This window comes from Cellulophaga fucicola (genome assembly GCF_900119145.1).
Classification (GTDB): Bacteria; Bacteroidota; Bacteroidia; order Flavobacteriales; family Flavobacteriaceae; genus Cellulophaga; species Cellulophaga fucicola.
In genome coordinates this window covers 232,276-250,116 of sequence record NZ_FPIY01000001.1, presented here as the reverse complement: position 1 = coordinate 250,116, position 17,841 = coordinate 232,276, and the positions used below count along the sequence as shown (strand labels likewise).

General features: G+C 28.9%; 14 protein-coding genes. 8 read left to right on the top strand and 6 right to left on the bottom strand.

Translation table 11 applies throughout. The annotated features are described in order from the left end of the window. The first annotated feature begins 202 nt into the window (after positions 1-202). The 8 genes from BT107_RS01125 to BT107_RS01090 all read left to right on the top strand — a co-directional run bounded on the left by BT107_RS01125 (position 203) and on the right by BT107_RS01090 (position 9,596). Positions 203-1,534 (top strand): MBOAT family O-acyltransferase, encoded by a 1,332-nt coding sequence (locus tag BT107_RS01125; RefSeq protein ID WP_244543086.1) that lies wholly within the window; start codon positions 203-205, stop codon positions 1,532-1,534. A gap of 4 nt (positions 1,535-1,538) precedes the next feature. After that, complete coding sequence (locus tag BT107_RS01120) at positions 1,539-2,498, top strand: hypothetical protein (protein ID WP_139254254.1); 960 nt, start codon at positions 1,539-1,541, stop codon at positions 2,496-2,498. Between the two features lie 12 nt (positions 2,499-2,510). Then, positions 2,511-3,758, top strand: coding sequence for a GNAT family N-acetyltransferase (locus BT107_RS01115; RefSeq protein ID WP_072301917.1), 1,248 nt, complete (start codon positions 2,511-2,513; stop codon positions 3,756-3,758). Positions 3,759-3,766: 8 nt separating this feature from the next. Next, positions 3,767-4,708: a GNAT family N-acetyltransferase gene (locus BT107_RS01110; protein WP_072301916.1), complete on the top strand. Its 942-nt coding sequence runs from the start codon at positions 3,767-3,769 to the stop codon at positions 4,706-4,708. Between the two features lie 38 nt (positions 4,709-4,746). Continuing rightward, a complete protein-coding gene (locus BT107_RS01105) occupies positions 4,747-5,940 on the top strand; it encodes a GNAT family N-acetyltransferase (protein ID WP_072301915.1) in 1,194 nt (397 codons plus the stop codon). A gap of 2 nt (positions 5,941-5,942) precedes the next feature. Continuing rightward, positions 5,943-7,124, top strand: coding sequence for a GNAT family N-acetyltransferase (locus tag BT107_RS01100; RefSeq protein WP_072301914.1), 1,182 nt, complete (start codon positions 5,943-5,945; stop codon positions 7,122-7,124). Between the two features lie 80 nt (positions 7,125-7,204). After that, on the top strand, positions 7,205-8,413 hold the full coding sequence (locus BT107_RS01095; RefSeq protein WP_072301913.1) for a GNAT family N-acetyltransferase: 1,209 nt from the start codon (positions 7,205-7,207) through the stop codon (positions 8,411-8,413). 19 nt (positions 8,414-8,432) lie between these two features. Then, a complete protein-coding gene (locus tag BT107_RS01090; protein WP_072301912.1) occupies positions 8,433-9,596 on the top strand; it encodes a GNAT family N-acetyltransferase in 1,164 nt (387 codons plus the stop codon). 14 nt (positions 9,597-9,610) lie between these two features. Here the strand turns inward: BT107_RS01090 and BT107_RS01085 are convergent, their stop codons facing one another. The 6 genes from BT107_RS01085 to BT107_RS01060 all read right to left on the bottom strand — a co-directional run bounded on the left by BT107_RS01085 (position 9,611) and on the right by BT107_RS01060 (position 17,823). Next, positions 9,611-10,561, bottom strand: coding sequence for a hypothetical protein (locus BT107_RS01085; protein WP_072301911.1), 951 nt, complete (start codon positions 10,559-10,561; stop codon positions 9,611-9,613). 4 nt (positions 10,562-10,565) lie between these two features. Further along, positions 10,566-12,014 carry an MBOAT family O-acyltransferase gene (locus BT107_RS01080; RefSeq protein WP_072301910.1) on the bottom strand — a complete coding sequence of 483 codons (1,449 nt, stop codon included), beginning with the start codon at positions 12,012-12,014 and terminating at the stop codon, positions 10,566-10,568. Between the two features lie 257 nt (positions 12,015-12,271). After that, positions 12,272-13,417: an N-acetyl-alpha-D-glucosaminyl L-malate synthase BshA gene (bshA, locus tag BT107_RS01075; protein ID WP_072301909.1), complete on the bottom strand. Its 1,146-nt coding sequence runs from the start codon at positions 13,415-13,417 to the stop codon at positions 12,272-12,274. An 18-nt stretch (positions 13,418-13,435) separates the two neighbouring features. Then, complete coding sequence (locus BT107_RS01070; RefSeq protein ID WP_072301908.1) at positions 13,436-16,372, bottom strand: serine hydrolase domain-containing protein; 2,937 nt, start codon at positions 16,370-16,372, stop codon at positions 13,436-13,438. 102 nt (positions 16,373-16,474) lie between these two features. Continuing rightward, positions 16,475-16,963, bottom strand: coding sequence for an ABC transporter ATPase (locus BT107_RS01065; protein WP_072301907.1), 489 nt, complete (start codon positions 16,961-16,963; stop codon positions 16,475-16,477). Between the two features lie 68 nt (positions 16,964-17,031). After that, positions 17,032-17,823 (bottom strand): (Fe-S)-binding protein, encoded by a 792-nt coding sequence (locus BT107_RS01060; protein WP_072301906.1) that lies wholly within the window; start codon positions 17,821-17,823, stop codon positions 17,032-17,034. Positions 17,824-17,841: the final 18 nt, after the last annotated feature.

Here is a 17,841-nt window from a genome sequence, read left to right as displayed (position 1 = left end):
TTAACATTTCAGCATTTTTAAACTAATTCTAGTGATGAAATAGTTAATTTAGCTTGTTACTAAGCACCATATAACTACTACTAAAATGTTATTTAATTCTTTTGAGTTTTTATATTTTCTACCGCTTATTGTTATAGGTTTCTATTGTATACCTCATAAGTTTAGATGGATATGGCTACTAATTGGTAGTTATTATTTTTATATGAAATCTGAACCTGCTTTGGTTTTATTACTAATAGCATCTACTGTAGTAGATTATTTCTGTGCTCTTAAAATTTATGCTACCGATATACAAAGAACAAAAAAAATCTTTGCCGGTATTAGTATTTTTGTAAACATAGGCATACTAGTAGCTTTTAAGTATTTATTCTTTTTCTCTACATCACTTGCCAGTTTATTAGAATTTTTTGGAATATCTATACCTCTTGAAGAGGCTGAGCAAAGTTACCATATAAGTCAGATTTTACTACCTGTAGGAATTTCATTCTATACTTTTCAAACAATGAGTTATACCATTGATGTGTATAGAGGAAATATAAAGCCAGAAAGGCACTTAGGTATTTTTGCTTTATATGTAGGGTATTTTCCGCAGTTAGTTGCTGGGCCAATAGAGAGAGCATCTACTTTATTGCCACAGTTAAAGAAAAAGGTAACTATTAATATTAAAAATATTGAACAAGGCCTAATTATGATGGCTTGGGGATTTTTTCTAAAAATTGTAGTTGCAGACAGACTAGGTATATATGTAGATGAGGCTTATGCAGATCCAGAAAGTCCCCATGGATTTTCTCTAATATTAGGTGCTATCTTCTTTATGTTCCAGATCTATTATGATTTTTCTGCATATACAACCATTGCAATAGGTACTGCTAAAATATTAGGTGTAGATTTAATGCAGAATTTTAACAGACCAATTTTCGCGAAAAATAGTTCTGATTTTTGGCAACGATGGCACATATCTTTAATGTTATGGCTTAAAGATTATATTTACTTGCCTCTTATAAATAAAGTAAAACTTAACAAATTAACAGCTACATTAATTGTATTTTTTATTGTTGGTTTATGGCACGGAGCCAACTGGACTTTTGTTGTTTGGAGTATGCTAAATGCCTTACTAATTATACTTGAAGTAAGTATTGTTAAGCCAAGCAAAAAAGCATTAATTGCAAAATTTAAATTTCTAGAATTTTTCTTAAACAAAATTCATTGGTTTTTTGGATTTGCTTACTTCTTAATATCGCTAGTATTTTTTAGATCATCATCTGTATCTAGTGCCATACTTTATATAAAAAGTATGTTTAATTTAAGAAGTTTACACATTAACTTGCTTAACAATTACCTAGAGTTATTTTTATGCGTACTTTTTATAATTATTGTACAAATAATTCATTATTACAAAGGAAACGATAAAGTGTATGAACTAGTTCTAGATAAACCTAAATACCGTAAATGGCTCATATGCTTTGCTTATATCTTAGTTATTGTGTTATTTGGAATTAACAGACAGAACTCTTTCATCTATTTTCAATTTTAGTCTTATGAAACATTTCTTATTAAAAATAATTCTGTTTTGTGTAGTATTAACTGGCGTGTACTTTAGTTTTATGTATAAAGTATCTACTGGTTATGTAGATGAAAATTATCCGAAATTCTGTCAAGAAGCTGGTAGTCTTATAATAGGAGTATCTACTGCAAGTCAAGGCATTTCGCCTCAAATATTTGAAGACAATTTAAGTGAGTTTAATTTAGATAAACCAATGGTTAATTTTGCCATTAACTTTGAGCAGTCTCAGTATGGAGATACTTATTTAAACGCTATAGAAAACAAGTTGAAAAAATCCACTAAAAAAGGTTTATTTATTTTATCTGTTTCTCCTATTAGTTTTAGCTCTGTAAAAAACTTAGATGAGTCTGCCTTAGAAAAACTAGACAAAGAGAAAATTCTTGGTAAAATTACTAATTTTACTTCTGCTCCAAATTTTGATTATATTAGTAATTGTTACCCAATTTCTCTATACAATGCATTTTACCCAACTAATAAATGGGATAACTTAGTGGCACACCCAAACGGATGGAATGAGTTTAAATTAAAAAGTAAATCTTATACCGTTACGGAAGAAGATATTACTAATTGGAAAAAAAAGACAATTGAATTTCAAGATAAATTTTTAAAAACACAAGAAATTAGTAAAATTAGATTTCTAAGCTTTGCAAAAACAATAGACTACTTAAAACAAAAAGGAGATGTTTTTATAGTACGTATGCCTTTAACCCCAGAAAATTTAAAACTTGAAAATGAAAAGTGGGAGAATTTTAATTATCAGTTTGACAGCATTGCTAAAGTAAAAAATATTTCGTTTTTAGATTATTCTGAAACAAGTTCTGAATACAATACATATGATGGAACACATATGGTATCTGAAAGTGCTAAAAAGTTCAGTAAAACCTTAAGCGACGATGTTAAAAGTATACTTTTATCAGATTCTAAAAAAAAGTAGTTCTATTAAAAAATGATACACAACAATCCTTTTCTTAGCAAAACTTTTATAAAAAAGTGGTTGAGTCATTTTTTGGATGACCAAAAGGAAGTATCGTTTAACCTGTTTCCAGATCTTAGCTTTTTTAAAAGCGCTAAAAAACTAGTATATATAAATACTGCTAAAACAAATACAAAAGGAATTACCTACACTATTGCCAAAGAAGAAAGTAACACGTCATTAAAAAAGACTTTTTTAATTTATGATGTACATACTTTTTTTAATACCCAAAGTGTTTTAAACAACTCTAGATATAAAATAAAAAAAACGATACAATACCCTGGTTACTTATGTGAGTTAGAAAACTTTTTAAGTGTTAAGGAGTATATGCAAAAAAGGCTTAGTAAGAACAGTAATTACAAGTTTAATCTATACAAAAGAAAGCTAGAACACTCTTTTGACATTAGTTATAATATGTATTATGGAACTATTACTAAAGAAAAATACAACTCTCTTTTTTCAGCTTTTAAAAAATTACTTATAAAACGTTTTAATGACAAACAGGAGACTAATAATAATTTAGACCCAAAAGAATGGGACTTTTATTTTGATGTGACTTACCCAATGCTGTTAGAGAAAAAAGCGGCATTATTTGTTACCTACAACAAAGAAACACCAATTGCAATTACCTTATTAAATTTTTCTGACACTATTGCTTTTGATACCATTAGAGTGTTTGATATTGATTACTCGCCTTTTAGACTTGGAACTACTAGTATTATTAAACAACTAGATTGGTGTATTGCCAATGGCATTAAGTTTTTAGATTTCTCTAAAGGTTATTATGAGTATAAAGAACGTTGGGCAACAACAACGTATAATTTTGAATACCATATTGTCTATGACTCTAAGTCTATTGTATCAAAAATAACGATGCACATAACGCTACTCTTTTTTAATTTTAAAAATTATTTAAGAGATAAGAATATTCATAAAAAATTTCATCAACTTACATTTGCTCTTAAGAACAATACAAAAAAAACAGAAAAAACAGTTCCTGTAAAAAACAATACAAGTCCCGTAAAAGAAAACTTAAAAGAGTTATCTATTTTTGATGTTAAAAATGAACATCTCTTAAAATATGTATATGATTTTTTATACAAGAAATCAGAAAAATTAAACGATGTAAGGCTCTATAAAATAACAAACCAACAGAATTATTACTATATTAAAGGTTTACAAAACGTTACTACATTTATGGCTTATAATTTAGAAGAATAAGGTATCGTATGCTTGAAAAATATTTCTCTAAAAAATTAACAAACTTTGTTTTCTGTCTATTTATAGAGGGAAGTAAGCCTTCATTTTTTGATGACACCTTATATAATTCAATTACAAGCACACCTATTACATCTGCTAAAAATTTAGTTGTTGATAAATCTAGTAGGCACCTTATAATAAATATACCAAGCTACATACAACTTACCGAGCATAAAGAAAATATAGGAAATTTAAAATTTATAGATGTACCACAATATAAAGGCTTTTTAGTGAACCTAAAAAACCAAGTTAGTACTGCTAATTTTTTACAAGACCAACTAAGTAAAAGAAATCAGAAAAATTTACGCTCTAAACAGAAAAAATTAGAAAGCTCCTTTAAAATTACAAACAGTGTTTATTTTGGTAGTATTGAAAAAAATACTTACCTCTTAATTTTTAAGACATTTTATAGTTTATTAAAAAACAGGTTTCACCAAAAAAAAACACATAACAGATACCTTGCAGATTGGGATAATTTACAAACCTATGTGTATCACAAAATTTTAAAAAAAGAAGCTTCTCTATTTGTTTTATACGACAATAAAAAGCCTATTGGCATTACTTTAAATTTTCATCTTAGAGATATTGTTTTTAGTCATATACAAGCCTATGATGTTGACTATTCTATATATAACATAGGAGACATCTGTATGGTAAACCATATTACTTGGTGTATACAGAATAATGTTAGTATTTTTGATCTGTCTATGGGAGAGACTTATTACAAACTAAAGTGGAGTAATTACCATTATAATTTTTACAATAGATTGTACTACAATAACAACGCTATAGTAGACATAGCCTGGGTAAAAATAACCCGGCTAAAATTTAGATTATTGCAGTATTTAAGAGATAAACAAATTCTAGGAAAATACTTCTCTCTAGATAAATTATTATACAAAGTTAAATAACAAAGTAACTAAGCTTAAGCTATAGCAAATAAATAAAGATGTTAATAAACATAGACTTTCTAGACCGCATACTTCTAAAGCCAAAGGCTTTATCGGTTTTCTATGTTCAATTAAAAAATAAGATTACCAATAGCGTTCTCTATGCAAATAAGTCTTTTACTCCTTTAGATTTTAATAAAAAAGCATATTTATTTAATGATGTGCCGGATTATATAGAACCAACTATTGCCACGAGTAACAACATAAAATTTATTAAGCTTAACACCTATAAAGGTTCTATGATTAATTTAACTAATTATAGCAATCTTAAAGATTACCTTACAAAACATTTTAATGCAAAAAAAAGATCTCAATTTAATACATATAAAAAACGATTAGAGAAATGCTTTAATATAAGCTATAAAGTATATTTTGGAAGTATTGAAAAAATAGAATATGACCGCCTGTTTAATAAGTTTCCCGAAATGATCAAAAAACGTTTTGATTTGTTAGGCACAGAACATTATGATTTATCTGTATGGGATAGATACGAGCAAAATGGTTATGAATTAATAAATAAAAAAAGAGCGTGTCTATTTGTAATTTACGACGGGAACAACCCTATTAGTATATCTTTAACTCCTGTAATGGGTAAAGTTCTGTATGGTTTTGTAAGAGGTTTTGATGTGCATTATTCTAAATTTTATTTAGGCTTTACTGATCTAATTTTTCAATTAGAATGGTGCTTTAACAATAATATGGAAATTTTTGATTTGGTAAAAGGATCTTACTCATATAAAACAAAATTTACTAATAGTACATATTACTTTCAAAAACAGATAGCATTTGATCCAAAATATTTACGCTCTTCTATTTCTGCCTCTATAAAAGCTTTTAAAATTAAAAGCTTCTATTTTATAATTAAACTGCTAAAAAAAGTTAACATAGATAATCTTTACCACTCCTATATTAACAAAAATAATAAAGAAAAAGAAGAGGCATTAAAACAAACAAATATCAATTATAAATATAAAACTATACCGCTAAATATTGATGATGATATTTCTAAATTAGATATAGTTATTGACTTATTTAGAGAAGAATATGATTTTTTAAGAAAGCCTGTTTATGATATTCTATATACTTTGCAAGAACCCATTACTTCTATTACTATTTATAAAGAAAATGAAGAAAGTTTCATTTTAAAAGGAATAAAAAAAAGCTATAAAATAACAGTTGCTAAAGCATTTTAACTATGGCTAAACATAATAAAACTGTATTTTTAAAAGGCTTATTTTTTAATGATAATACCTTACCATTTTTTAAAAAAATAACATACCAAACAAAAACTTTATACACTACAAAAAGCACCAATATAAAAAATACCAAAAACACATTTTATGAGGTGGTTGATGTACCAGGTTACTTAGATACATACATACCTAACGAGGCTAGAAAATTAAAAAAAATACAATTAAAAACTCTAAAAGGATATTTAGTTGAAACAAAAAAGTATACAACTGTAGAAGAATATCTTACTGCTAATTTTGGAACTAAAAGTAGGTCTAATTTAAGACGCTATAAAAACAGACTAGAAAAATGTTTCGACATTACTTACACTTGTTATTATGGAGATATTACAAAAGAAAAATATAACAGTTTATTTATAGAACTTAAAGCTTTATTAATTAGACGGTTTGAAGAAAAAAAAGAAAACAACTATGAGTTGCGCCATTTTGATGAATACCAAGATACCATCTACAATTTAATTTTAAAGAAAGAGGCTAGCATTTTTGTTATTTATAATAACCAAAAACCTATTAGTATACGTATTAATATGTTTAAGGAAACACTTGGCTACTATATAATGAGCTGCTATGATATAGATTACTCTAAATTTCATTTAGGCTCCTTAGACATGCTTAAAAACATAGAATGGTGTATAAAAAACAACATAGTAACATATGATCTTCTAAAAGGTTATGATTATTACAAAAAAGATTGGAAAACCACTACTTTTGATTTTTACAACTGCATAATTTACGATCCTAGCTCTATACAAGCTAGTTTTAATGCTTATGCTAAAAAAATAAAAACAAAAGGCACTTATATACTGTACTATACTCTAAAAAAAGCAAATTTTATTACGTACTATAAAAGAGTAAAGCAAAAATTACACAAACAGACACATAACGCTAGTACAGAAAAAAAAGTAACGCACACTAAAATAGAAGAGAACCAGCTAACTGCGAACAGCGTTCAATTAGATTTTGAAAATAATGAAGCTTATTTTTATTTAAAAAGACCTATTTTTAATTTACTCTTTACGTCTAAAGAACACTATAAAGACATTAAAGTTTATAAAAATTTAGATAATAAAAATAATTTTTATGTAGTAGCTAAAAATAATAAATGGTCTTTAAATATTATAGATTAAAGAGTTATTACGCAACCACTATTACAATACTTATTTTAAACAAAGCGTTACAATTATAGATCGCGTTTTAGTAAACACTTATGTTAAACAATTTGGAACCACACACTAGATTTTCTTTTTTTCTTGATCTCTTTTTTAAAGACAAGACTTTTCCGTGGTTTTACAATAAAATAACAAATAACTACCTAAAAACCGTTGTTTATAAAACTACTGATACTCCAGATAAAACATATAATATAGAAACGTGTATTGTATATGATATTCCTAATTATTTAGACATAAAAACTACAATACAAGAGACAAACTTAAAAGAAATTAGTTTTCCTCTTTACAACGGCTATGCTGTTTACTTTGGTGACCACAACACCTGTGATGCTTTTTTAAATGACCAAGTAGGTAAATCTAGAACAAACAAGCTTAGAAGACACCAAAACAGACTAGACTTATCTATTGCGCCAACATATACTATGTACTATGGAGCAATTGAAGAAATAGAATATAAAAGGTTATTTAAAGAATTAAAACGAATAACGGCCTTACGATTTACCCAAAAAGAAGAGCATAATTTTGAATTACCATATTTAAACTACTATGAAGAAATAATGTTTAAAATGATTTTTGAAAAAAAAGCAAGCATCTATGTAATTTATGACAAAGATAAACCCATAAATATTACGCTAAATTTTATAGACGGACAAACAATGCTTCACTTTAATAGTTGTTTTGATGTTGATTATAGCATGTATAATCTAGGGCATTTAAACACCATAAAACACTTACGCTGGTGTTATGACAATGGTATAAAGTTATTTGATATGGGAAGAGGAGACTTTTTTCATAAACGTCAGTGGATAAATAAAACATACCTATACCAAGAGCATATTATATATAATTCTAAATCTATAATAGCTACACTAAAAGCAAAAAAAACGATAGTATTTCATAAGCTTCGTTTTAGAATGGTAGCTCTTTTAAAAAAAATGAAATTTCATTTAGCATATGGAAAATATATTAAATTTAAATATAGATTATCTAATAAAAAAGACGCACAAAACAATAGTACCTACATTATAACTAATGGCGTAGCTATACCAAAAGATAAAAAAATAGTGAAGATTAATTATTTAGATAAAGAATACAGCAACCTCTTATTTTATGTAAATGATTTTTTACACAAAAATTTTGAAAAAAACTCAGCCATTAGCGTTTACAAAGACACTAAATTAGCTAGCATTTATTATATAAAGGGAGAAAAAAACACTCAAAAAATAAGTATTAAATCATCATAAATATTTAGAATAAGTTTCAATGACTTCAACCAATAAAATAATATTTAACACACACTTATTCAAAGGTAATTCTATCCCTTCTGTAGTTACTTCTCTTAACTATTTTAACGAGCAGATAGAGAACACTACTATTAACAATGATATAAACACTAAGAACTTATCTTTAAGTTTGGTGCCAAGTTATATTAAACTACATATAAAAGACGCAACAATAGCGCATAAAATAATAGCTCAGAACAATTGGGGTTATGCTATACATTTAAATTCAGATTCTACAATTGACACTTATTTACAACGTCAATTTAAATCTAAATACAGAAGTATAATTCGTAGGTATGTAAATAGATTAGAAGCTTGTTTTTCTATAACCTACAAATTGTATTACGGTGAAATTTCTAAAGATACTTACGAGTTTATTTTTAACTCGTTAAAAGAAATGATTATAAATAGATTTAAGCAGCGAAATGAAGTAAACAAAGAACTCTATAAATGGGATATTTTACTAGATGAAACTTACGAGAAAATAAAAAACAAACAAGCTTCCCTTTTTGTTATTTATGATGAAGACAAACCTATAGAAATCTCTTTAAATTATCATTTTGGTAAAATGTTATTTAGTACCATTTCTTCATACGATATTAACTATTCTAAATTTGGATTAGGCCATGTTGAAATATACAAACAAGTAGAATGGTGTTGTACTAACAACTATGTGCTTTATGAAATGGGAGTTGGCGGTATGGATTACAAAAGAAGGTGGAGCGATACAATTTATAATTTTGAACACCATATAACCTATTCTAAAGCTAGTCTCCTGTCTAAGATTAAAGGAAAAACAGAGATCTTTAAAATAAAGCTTAAAGAAAATTTAAAGGCGAAAAAAATAAATGAAATAATTCCGAACCTTAAAACCAAGTTTCTAAAAAGCAAACAATTTGAAGAAGCGGATGAAAACATTACCGTTTCGGCAATAACAAAAACCAAAGGTACAGAACAATTTAATTTAAATAGTTCAAAAGAAATTGCAATTGATACTAAGGACTATAATTTTTTAAAAAAATATATGTATGACTTTGCTTATACAACTACAAAACACGTAGATACTATAAAAATATATCTAATAGCAGAGAACAATTACCTAATTATAAGTGAAAATGAATATCAAAAAGTTAGCAAAAAATAAAATAGTAATGACTATTATTTCACTAACTCAATATTTTCATTTTTAATGTAATTTACAATTTCGTCTGCTATAATTTCTCTTCCTAGATTATTCCAGTGCTGATCATAGATTAAAGTTTTAGGTTCTTTACTCTTTATAAAATCGGAACTAAAATCAATTGTTTTAAAGTTGTTTTGTTTTAAATAACTCAAAAATTCACTAGAACAAAGACTATAATCTAACAATAAAACATTTTTTTCTTTGTCGTAATTATATGTTTTTATTAGTTTTTTAAAGTTCGCAAGATATATAGCATCCTTATTAGTTTCTTTTACCTCAGGTGTTTTTACACCCTTTACAAAGTTAATTGTCGCTGCAATTTTATCTTTAATAGGGTCAAAAGCACCTATATCTTTTGCATAGACAATTAACTTGCTTTTTTTAAGCAATCTATTTACCGGTGTATCTAAAGATAATCTACCAGATACCTTATATTCCCCTGTAATTAAATCGTCTGTATACCTCATATAAATAACTACTCTATCTATATCTTTAAACAGATGATTATAAGATGCTATTAAATTCAACTCTTCAGATAAATTATAGCCTGCATATCCAAATTCTAATACTTTTATATTGGGTAACTTTTTTTCTACCTTTCTACTAATTGAGTTTGTATAATTTTGATGAAATCCTTCAATAAACGAATCTCCAACAATAGCGACCTCTATACTGTCTTTAGATACTGTATAATCATCATAAACAGAATTAAATCCAAAATTATTAATTCTGTATGCTCCCACATTTTGTTTTCTATTTCCTGTAACAGAATATCCTTCCTGGTTTGGCACCCATTTTTCAACGCCATACTCATCTAAATATCGTTCTGGTCTTTCATTATGTAAATGAAAAACACGAACTAACAATTCTAAAGCAAGAACTAGCACTAAACTATATATTACAAATTTTAATATAACTCTTTTCATACTTCTAAAATTGAAAGTAAATAAATGATCTATCTACACCATCGTCATAAAACAACAACATTAAAAACACCAATAATATATAAACAAACAAACGAACATATCTATTTTTAAAGCCAATTGGCTTTCTCTCATTATTTCTTATAATGTATTCATAAACTATAAAAAATACAAGTAGCACTATATAATCTACTAATCTATATCCATTAGGATGTATGTATGGTATTCCCGAAAAACTTGATCCAATTCGTTTTAAATAACTAAAAGAGTCTGTAATAGTTTCACTTCTAAAAAAGACCCATCCAATTGTAACTAATATAAAGGTTAGCAATGTTCTGTATACATTAGATATCATTGCCAACACATTTAAACGGGTGTTTTTAACTTCTGCATATTTTCTATTGGTTCCTATTAAAAAACTAGGTAAAAATAATAATGCGTGAAAAAGTCCCCAGAAAATAAATGTCCAATTTGCTCCGTGCCAAAATCCACTTACCAAGAAAATAGCAAATACATTTCTTATTCCAACCATTTTAGAGCCTCTAGAGCCTCCTAACGGAATATAAAGATAATCTCTAAACCAAGTAGACAAAGAAATATGCCAGCGTCTCCAAAACTCTCCTATGTTCTTAGAGAAGTAAGGGAATTTAAAGTTAGACATCAATTCTATTCCAAATAGTTTTGATGTACCTATAGCTATGTCTGAATACCCACTAAAGTCTCCGTAAATCTGAAAAGCAAAGAAAACAGCTCCCATAATTAATACCGGAGAAGATAAGGTACTATAATTAGAAAAAATATCATTTACTATGGGCGATAAAGAATCTGCTATTACCACTTTCTTAAACAAACCCCATAACATTAAGCGTAACCCATCTTTAGCTTCGCAATAATTAAAGGTTCTTTTTTTAAGTATTTGAGGCAGTAAATTTGATGCCCTTTCTATAGGACCAGCAACTAATTGCGGAAAAAAGCTAACAAAAGCTGCAAAGGCTATAAACTTTTTTGTTGGTTCTAGGTTTCGTTTGTAAACGTCTATGGTATAACTTAAAGTCTGAAAAGTATAGAAACTAATACCTACCGGTAATATAATAGAAAGGCTTCCTACTTTTATATCTTGACCGAAAAAAGTAAATGCATCCACAAAGCTTTCGACAAAGAAGTTATAGTATTTAAAGAAACCTAAAAATCCAAGATTTACAATAACACTTATCCATAAATAGATTTTTCGTTTACTTTCTTTTTCTTCTTTTCCTAAAAGAACTCCAAGGGTATAATCTACTAAAGTACTAAACGCTATTAAAGATAAAAATCTCCAGTCCCACCAACCATAAAAGACATAACTGGCAACTAATAATAATAAGTTCTGTGCTTTTAAATTACGATTAAGAACAAACCAATAGAGTATAAACACTACCGGCAAAAAAATTGCAAAATCTATAGAATTAAAAAGCATCTTAAATTAAAAGTTATATTTATATTCTCTTTTTCTAAAGTCTCTGTTTTATTTTTCCTAATATTAAAAAAAGGTATTCATTTAGTGCTAGTTCTTATCAATTAGACAAAAACATAAAGTACTGATAATCTAACACAAAGAAGCATAAAACATAAAATTTAGATATAAGTCAACTAATTTAGATAGTTACAAAACTACACCCAATAAAACCTTATAAAGGGCAACTTTTATCGATGTGTAACAGTATTTAACAAAACTTATTGATGCAAATTTTTATAGTACTTTTTAAAGGCATCTTCATAGATTTTTTCATACATAGGAAGAATGTTTACGATGTCAAACTTATGCGCCTCTTTTTCTGCGTTATCCTTAAATCTATTTAAAGTTTCATCGTCCTTTAAAATCTTTAATGCATTTAATGCCATATCATCTACATCACCTACATTACTCATATAACCAGTTACGCCATCTACATTAACTTCTGGTATACCACCTGTGTTGCTAGAGATTACAGGTACTCTATGCATCATAGCTTCTAAAGCTGCCAAACCAAAACTTTCTGTTTCTGATGGTAATAAGAATAAATCTGTAAAACATAAAATACGATCTACCTCGTTGCTGTTTCCTAAAAAAACAACCTTGTCTTTTATACCTAATTCTTCTGCTAATTGCTCTGCTTTTGCTTTTTCTGGCCCCTCACCTACCATGACCAATTTAGCTGCAGTCTTATCTTGTATTTGTTTAAATATTTGCACAACATCAGGTATTCTTTTTACCTTTCTAAAGTTACTTATGTGCGTTATAATTCGCTCATTATCATTTGCCATTAAAGAACGTTGACAATCTGTATAATCTGCGTTATAATTAGTTTTATCTATAAAATTTGGAACTACATGTATTTCTTTTTTTATATGAAAAAGATCTAATGTACTTTGCTTTAAGTTTTCTGATACAGACGTAACAACCTCAGACTTATTAATGCTAAATGTTACCGCTGGTTTGTAAAACGGATGCTTACCTACCAATGTAATATCTGTACCGTGTAGTGTTGTTACCATTGGAATATAAATTCCTTCTTCCTCTAACATCTTTTTTGCCATATACCCCGCATATGCGTGCGGTATTGCATAATGTACGTGTAACATTTCTATACCAAAAAACTTAACTGTATCTACTAATTTACTAGATAAAGCCAACTCGTATGGCTGGTATTGAAACAATGGATATTCTGGTACGTTTACTTCGTGAAAATGTATACGCTCGTTTAAAAGCTCTAACCTTACCGGTTGTCTATACGTTACAAAATGTATCTCATGTCCTCTATTTGCAAGAGCAATTCCTAACTCAGTGGCAACTACACCACTTCCTCCAAACGTTGGGTAACAAACTATAGCTATTTTCATTATAACAAAATTACTATTTTAATTTAGTATGGAGTCGTAAATTACTTGTTGAATTCTTGTTCTTAACCCAGATTTAACTAAAAGGTTATTATTTTGGGTAGGATAAGTTCTATTAGATAAAAACACATACACTATTTCTTCTTCTGGATCTGCCCATGTATAGGTTCCTGTAAAACCACTATGACCAAAACTTTTTCTTGACACACAACCACAGGTAGAGCCTGATCCTTTTATTTGTGGCTTATCAAAACCTACCCCTCTACGGACATCTTCATCGCAAAAATAGCAGGTATTAAATTTTTTAATAGTACGCTCTTTAAAATAACGCGTACCTCCATAATAACCACCTTGTAAGTACATTTGCATAATTTTTGCTACATCATTGGCATTGCTAAATAATCCTGCATGGCCACCCACTCCACCTTGCATTGCTGCTCCCATATCATGCACATATCCTTGTACAGTTGCATAACGGTAATAATTATCTTTTTCAGAGGGTACAATCATATCCTTAGAAAACTTATCTAAAGGGTTGTAAGCTGTACGATTTGCTCCTATAGATTGATACAAAAAACCATCTACCAACTTATCTAAATCATCATTATACGTATCTTCTATGTACTTTTTAAATACATAATAACCTACATCACTATACCTATATCTATTAGATTTTAAATCTTGTCTACCTATTCTATTGTAAATAGAATCTTTATAGGCTTTTGTTAAATATAAATGATCAAAAACTTTATATGGGTAATCTGTAGATTCTTCACTACTATAAAACTCCTTAGATGGTTTTCTATTTTTATCTAGTGTACTTACGTAAAAAGCTATCCAAGCAGGTAATCTACCATAATGAGACAGTGCTTTTAAAACAGTTACATCTTTTAATTCGGTGTCTGCATACGCAGGATTTAAGTCTTTAAAGGTATTGTTTAGAGTAATTTTATTCTCCTCCTCCATTTTCATAATCATAGGTAGTGTACCTAAAATTTTGGTTACTGAAGCTAAGTCGTATATGTAGTTGTTTGTAATTTTATCGGTAGACTCGTAGGTTGGTTTACCAAAACTCTTATTATAAATTATTTTTCCTTTTCTAGCTACTAAAACTTGTGCTCCAGGAAACATTAAAGAATCTATACCAGCCAAGACCATAGTATCTATCTTCTGTAAGCCGTATCTACTTAAGCCTACACGCTCAGGATAATCGTACCCTAATCTTTTTAGAGACTCAAATTTAACTCCTGTACCTACAGGATATTTAGAACTTATAGAAACAGGCAACTTGCCTTTTGCTCCTATTGCTCCAAATAGTAATTGTGCAGTTTTTTGTTGTGCCAAGGTACTGTTTTGGTATCCCATTACCACAACATCTAAAGCAGACATATCTATATCTAAAAGTGAATATGGCTTTGCAAAATTTACCAAGATAGAGTTAGATGTTCTTAATGCCGATACTGCTTTTACTATTTCTAAATCTTTTTGAGAAAATCTATACGATTTCCAAGGACTACCATTACTCTTGTGATGCCCAAGAATTACAATATTAAACTGCTTTAATTTTTGCAACAGTATTTGTAAGTTATCCTCTTTTACTTCTGTAATAGTCGTGTAGTTTTTTAGCTCTTGTAAAAAGTCATCCCCAGACGCATCTCCTAAACTTAAATATGCAATTTTTTTATTCTCTAGTTTTACAACAGGAATTAAATCTAGCTTATTTTTTACAACCGTAATTGCTTCTTCAATTGCTTCTTCATACACTAAGTCATTTTCTAATGTATTTAAATCTTCATACAAATTTTTAAGATTTACTAGTTTGTGCTTGTGTAAACCTGCTTTGTATTTCGCTTTTAAAATCTTCTTAACTGAATGTGCCAATCGCTCTTCAGAAATAACACCATAATTAAAAGCTTCTATTATTTTCTGTTTTCCTTTTGCAACATCTAAAGGCATCAATAAAATATCGTTCCCAGCTAAAAAAGCTGTTAAATCTGCGTCTCCTGGATCTGTATGGTCTGCAACACCTTTCATATTTAAAGCATCTGTAAAAACTAAGCCTTTAAACTGTAATTCTTCTTGCAATAAATTAGTTACTATATTTTCTGATAAAGATGACGGATAATTTGGTCTTTCTTCTAAACTAGGAATATTTAAATGTGCAATCATTACACTACTTAAACCTCCGTGTTTTATAAGTTCTTTAAATGGATATAACTCTATACTGTCTAATCTTTCTTTAGTAAAATTAATGACAGGTAAGGTTTTATGAGAATCCGTTGCTGTATCTCCATGACCTGGAAAATGTTTACCGCTAGACAGTACGCCTGCTTTTTCAAATCCGTTTACAAAAGCAATCCCCTTTTTAGCTACGTTTTCTTTTTGTTCTCCAAAAGATCTGTTTCCTATTATAGGGTTTAAAGGGTTTGTATTAATATCTATATCTGGCGCAAAATTTATATGTACACCAATACGTTTGGTGTGTTTACCTATTTGTTCTGCTACTTTTTCTACAACAGCATTATTTTTAATTGCTCCCAAGGTCATATTCCAAGGAAACGCGTAAGTAGAATCTAAACGCATAGCCAAACCCCATTCTGCATCCATACCAATAAGTAACGGTATTTTTGCTGCTTTTTGGTATGTGTTGGTTAATTTAGCCTGACGAATAGGACCTCCCTTAGAAAATATAACTCCCCCAATATGTTCTTTAGTAACAAGCTCTTTAATTTTAGCTGTTGCTTGTTTACTTTGATCAGACGCTACACTAACCATAAACAATTGCCCAACTTTTTCATCTAAAGTCATAGCATTGTACTGGTCATCTACCCATCTTTTTTGCAAAACATAATCCTTAGTTAGTAAAGGATCTACAGTGGGCACTAACGAATCTAATTCCTGAGCATTAACTACTAAAAAACTAAAAAAGAATAAAGAAATTGATAAAAATAACCGCATAAATTAGGGTAAAACAGGTTTGTTCTTGGGTAAACTTTTTAGGTTAAGAACTTTGTTCTATTTAGATAGAAGAAGTAAAAAAAAAGACTTGGGAAACTATTTTTATACAACCATAAATCTACCGTGCCAACTTTCTTCTGCTGGAACTTCCCAATGATTTACATACTCGTGCTTATTAGCCACTAAGTTGTTAAATACAATGGTTTTTTTAGAAACTGACTTATTTTTTGCCATTTTCTTAAAGTCGATTAAATTCTTATATGCAATAAATTCTCCTTGCTTGTAAGAGACATTCATTTTATCTAACAAATCTATCTCGTACTTTTTCTCTAAAGACTGAATAAAATGTACAGATGCATCTATAGAACAACCTGTTGCAGATGCATTGGTTTGGTCTAGTGCTAAAATGATAAAACGTTTGTACTTAATTTCGTAACCAGCAGTAAGCTCACTACCGTGCGCTGTCCAGTCTACAATAAAAGATTTCAAACCTTCTTCAATTTCTAATAATTCTTGATCTGATAAAGACCTACTGGCCTGGTATATCCAAACACGAGATGTGTCTGACAATTCTTTAAAATCTACTAGCATATATATTTTTATTAAAAGTAAATAGACGTTTAATATTTAAAAACTTCCATTCTACCTAAAAGATTATTTTACAAATCTTCTGCATTAGCAATAAGTTCTGCAATATCTAGAACTTCTACATCTCCTTCTTTTTCTTTACTCTTAACACCGTCCGTCATCATTGTATTACAAAAAGGACAACCAGCTGCTATAATTTCTGGCTTAGTATCTAATGCTTGCTCCGTACGTTCTACATTAACATCTTTGCTACCATTTTCTGGTTCTTTAAACATTTGAGCACCACCTGCACCACAACATAATCCTTTTTTCTTGCAGTTTTTCATTTCTACAAGCTCTGCATCTAACTTACGTATTAGATCTCTAGGTGCTTCATACACACCATTTGCTCTACCTAAGTAACAAGGATCGTGAAAAGTAATACGTTTTCCTTTATATTGACCACCTTCCATTGTTATTTTTCCCTCAGTTAATAAATCTTTTAAAAACTGTGTATGGTGAACAACCTCGTAGTTACCGCCTAATCCCGGATATTCGTTTTTAATTGTATTAAAACAATGAGGACAAGCTGTTACCACCTTTTTTACTTCATATGCATTCATCACCTCTATATTGGTAACGGCTTGCATTTGAAACAGAAACTCGTTCCCTGCTCTTTTTGCAGGATCTCCAGTACAACTTTCTTCTGTACCTAAAACAGCAAAACTTACGTTTGCTTTATTTAATATTTTTACAAATGCTTTGGTGATTTTTTTAGCTCTATCATCAAAACTTCCTGCACAGCCAACCCAAAATAATACTTCTGGTTGTTTACCCTCGGCAAATAACTCTGCCATTGTTGGCACTTTTAATTCGTTACTCATAAATATTTTGGATTTCTA